The sequence below is a fragment of the Chamaesiphon sp. VAR_48_metabat_403 genome (assembly GCF_031422475.1).
Classification (GTDB): domain Bacteria; phylum Cyanobacteriota; class Cyanobacteriia; order Cyanobacteriales; family Chamaesiphonaceae; genus Chamaesiphon.
Window position 1 is genome coordinate 1 of the sequence record NZ_JANPLS010000499.1, and the last position, 3,339, is coordinate 3,339.

Below are 3,339 nucleotides of genomic sequence, written 5' to 3' on the forward strand. Positions count from 1 at the left end.
GTTCTACTGTTAGTTCCGTCGTGTAGGCTTGACTCATGGCTTCCTCGATGGCTGTCTAAGTTTTGAATTTTATTCAGCCTAACAATTCGCGGAAGCTTTTTCTCTACTGGTACCTGTTTATACTTTCCAAACATCCTCTAATCGAGTTCTTTATATTTCAATCTCTGGGATCGCCAGATTTGAAGATTTACCTAACATGTTTAATCTCCAGCCTCAGCTTATTATCTGGCATAATAGAGACTCGATCGAACTCGATTGTTTATTTCGATCGCATCCCGTTAGTTATCAATTCCCATTCACCCGTGGCAATCGGTGTTTGAATCCGCAGAGAATTTCCCAGGAGATCGTGCCGAGTGCGGTTGCCCAATCGTCGGCGGTAATTTCGACTGTGCCGTCGCGTCCTAAAATGGTAACGATCTCGCCGACTTGAAGATCGGGAATCTGAGTAATGTCGATGACGATCCGATCCATTGTAATCGTGCCAATTTGGGGTACCAATCGACCTCTAATCGCTACTTGCATTAGATCGGACAAACGGCGGGGAATGCCGTCAGCATAGCCGATTTCGACGATCGCGATCGGCATATCTCGATCGGCGATAAATCGATAACCATAACTTACACCCGTTCCGGTGGTAATTGCTTTAATTTGAGAAATCCGCGCTTTAACGCTCATGACTGGCTGGAGATCGATCGCCGATTTGAGGTGCGGTGCGGGGTAAAGTCCGTATAAACTCAGTCCCGGTCGGACTAACTGATAATGGACTCGATCGGTTACCATTATTCCGGCGGAGTTTGCTAAATGTCTGGGTGGTAGTTCGTAGCCTGCGTCGATGATGGCGGCTTGCGCGCGATCGAAGCGATCGATTTGCAGTTCCATCACGGTGGGATCGAGGTCGTCTGCGGTGGCTAAATGAGAGTACAAGCTGCCGATTTGTAAATATGGCAAATTGGCGACTTCACCATAAAAAGCAGCCGCTTGCTGCCAATTTGCCCCCAATCTGGACATGCCTGTATCGAGCTTGAGATGAACGGAGATCGGTACGGGTGGCTCGAAATTTGCAATTGTTTTAGAGAGCAGAATGGCTTGGGCGATCGTGCATAATGTCGGTTGTAGCTGCCATGTTAAAATCGCCTCGATCTGGATGTGACTATTAGCCGCTCCTAAAATTAGAATGGGTGCGACGATCCCTGCGGTTCTCAGTTCGATGCCTTCAGTAATTGTCGCCACCGTCAACCATTCAACCCCCTGCGAGATGAGCGTTAGAGCGATTTCGATCGCCCCATGTCCGTAGCCATCAGCTTTGACTACTGCCATAATTTGGGTGTTAGGTGCTAATAAACTCCTAATTTGGCGGACGTTATGAGCTAATGCGGATCGATCGATTTCTACCCAAGCCCGTTCTCGTTCCCAATCAATAGTTCGATCGTCCATAAATATTTGATAGTTACAACGTTATTAATTGGCGATTGGTTGGTATCAAGTGTGAATTTTCACATATTATGTTCCAACCATGCCAGCCGTTGCCTAATCAAATCCACCACCAAAATCGCTACCGCAGCTATCCCCACCATAATCGTGATGGCTATGATATCCAGCATCAGCAGATCCATCATAATGATGATGTTGTTCGATCCGATCGGCATGTCCGGGAGCATCAAACTGAAAACTGCCATCGATTAAACTAGCGGTACTAAAATCTGCATTACTACCAGATAAGCAGTAACCGATCTCGCGCCGCATTGCTTCATAATTACAAGATTCTCCGATGGAGTTATGATATTCGATAAAATCTACATCGGAACAATACATTGCTAGCGCATAACAATCATATTTAGTACTGTAGCCCCATTCTTTCAGTATTTTCTTAATTTGGAGCGAAGTATACGTTATTTGCTTACCATAAGTAGCTTGTAGCAATCGACCAACTCGTCGAGCATAAGATCGAATCGCTCGATATTTTTGAGGTCTTTTAAGATTGTCAATGATGTTGGTAGCAGCTCTTTGGAAGATATTAGTCATCGATTTACCTCATTAATTTAGGTTATGGGTTAATTTCATCGATTTCATCAAGGTTATTGGCATCCATACTTTCTGGGTATAACAGCCAAAAGATTAATTGACAAAGGGGATGCTGTTGCTACTAATCAAATTGGGAGATGTTATCATCAATTATGCACGACTAGCGTTTTAGTTAGAATTAAGAAATATCCTTCCTCTCGATTCTAAATTATGGCAACTACCACGCTCGGTAATACAGGTATTGAAGTTACACCGCTAGGATTTGGTACTTGGGCTTGGGGCGATTCGTTATTTTGGGGCTATGGTAAAGATTATGGTGAAATCGAGCTGCGTTTGGCTTTTCAAGCCGCGATTAATAAAGGAATTACGTTTCTCGATACTGCTGAAGTGTATGGCTTGGGCAAATCTGAAGAGCTATTGGGTAAATTTATTAAAGAAACCCATGCGACGACGCAGATTGCGACTAAATACATGCCCTTACCCTGGCGGTTTCGGAAAGAAGATGTTGCCGATGCGGTAACTGCTAGTTTAAAACGGTTGAAGATGCCCTCGATCGATCTGTATCAAGTTCATTTTCCCGCACCATCATTTCTGAGTCAATCGGGCTTGATGGATGCGCTGGCTGATGAGGTAGAGCAAGGGCGCGTTAAGGCTGTCGGCGTGAGTAATTATAATGCCGAGCAGCTCCGCGAAGCTCATCGGTTATTAGCTCGGCGTGGGGTGCCTTTGGCTGTCAATCAAATGCGGTATTCACTGATTACCCGCGAAATCGAGACAAATGGTGTACTGGCGGCGGCGCGAGAATTAGATGTGACAATTTTGGCATATAGTCCGTTAGCTCAAGGGTTGCTTACGGGTAAGTATACAGCCAGCAATCCACCCGCTGGCGCACGCAGTCTCGATCGCCGTTTTCAGGCGGCTGGGTTACAGAAGCTGCAACCCGTCTTAGCCAAGCTCCAAACCTTAGGCGATAAATATTCCAAAACTCCCGCTCAGGTGGCTCTTAACTGGCTGATTTGTCAGCCCGGTGTCATTCCGATTCCAGGGATCAAAACCGCCGCTCAGGTGGATCAAAATGCGGGTGCATTGGGTTGGGAATTGTCCGCTGATGAAGTGAGTGAATTGCGGTATTTGGGATAATCCAAATTGCTGCCCAGAAATGCCTGCGACTAAAGTCGCTGCTAGTGGTACAAAGTCCGCCTTCGCGGACTAGTTTATTAGTCCGCGTAGGCGGATTTTGCACTACTAGCAGCGGTTTCTAACCGCTGTGGTTGTTGGTAACAACATCGAATTTTTAGTTCTTATCTACTAAATATT

General features: G+C 45.8%; 3 protein-coding genes. 1 reads left to right on the forward strand and 2 read right to left on the reverse strand.

Going from position 1 to position 3,339, the window contains the following annotated elements:
- Nucleotides 1-285: 285 nt before the first annotated feature.
- The gene (gene alr, locus RMO79_RS23500) at nt 286-1,434 is read right to left on the reverse strand and encodes an alanine racemase (RefSeq protein WP_310485693.1); all 1,149 of its coding nucleotides are present in this window, start codon (nt 1,432-1,434) and stop codon (nt 286-288) included.
- A gap of 93 nt (nt 1,435-1,527) precedes the next feature.
- Nucleotides 1,528-2,022 (reverse strand): DUF6559 family protein, encoded by a 495-nt coding sequence (locus RMO79_RS23505; protein ID WP_310485694.1) that lies wholly within the window; start codon nt 2,020-2,022, stop codon nt 1,528-1,530.
- Nucleotides 2,023-2,232: 210 nt separating this feature from the next.
- Between RMO79_RS23505 and RMO79_RS23510 the strand changes: the two genes are divergently transcribed.
- Nucleotides 2,233-3,162, forward strand: a complete 930-nt coding sequence (locus RMO79_RS23510) for an aldo/keto reductase (protein ID WP_310485696.1) — start codon at nt 2,233-2,235, stop codon at nt 3,160-3,162.
- Nucleotides 3,163-3,339: the final 177 nt, after the last annotated feature.

What these genes read in the sequence shown, in the direction of transcription:
- RMO79_RS23505 (WP_310485694.1), bottom strand. Translation starts at nt 2,022, where the DNA reads ATGACTAATATCTTCCAAAGAGCTGCTACCAACATCATTGACAATCTT.
- alr (WP_310485693.1), bottom strand. Translation starts at nt 1,434, where the DNA reads ATGGACGATCGAACTATTGATTGGGAACGAGAACGGGCTTGGGTAGAA.
- RMO79_RS23510 (WP_310485696.1), top strand. Translation starts at nt 2,233, where the DNA reads ATGGCAACTACCACGCTCGGTAATACAGGTATTGAAGTTACACCGCTA.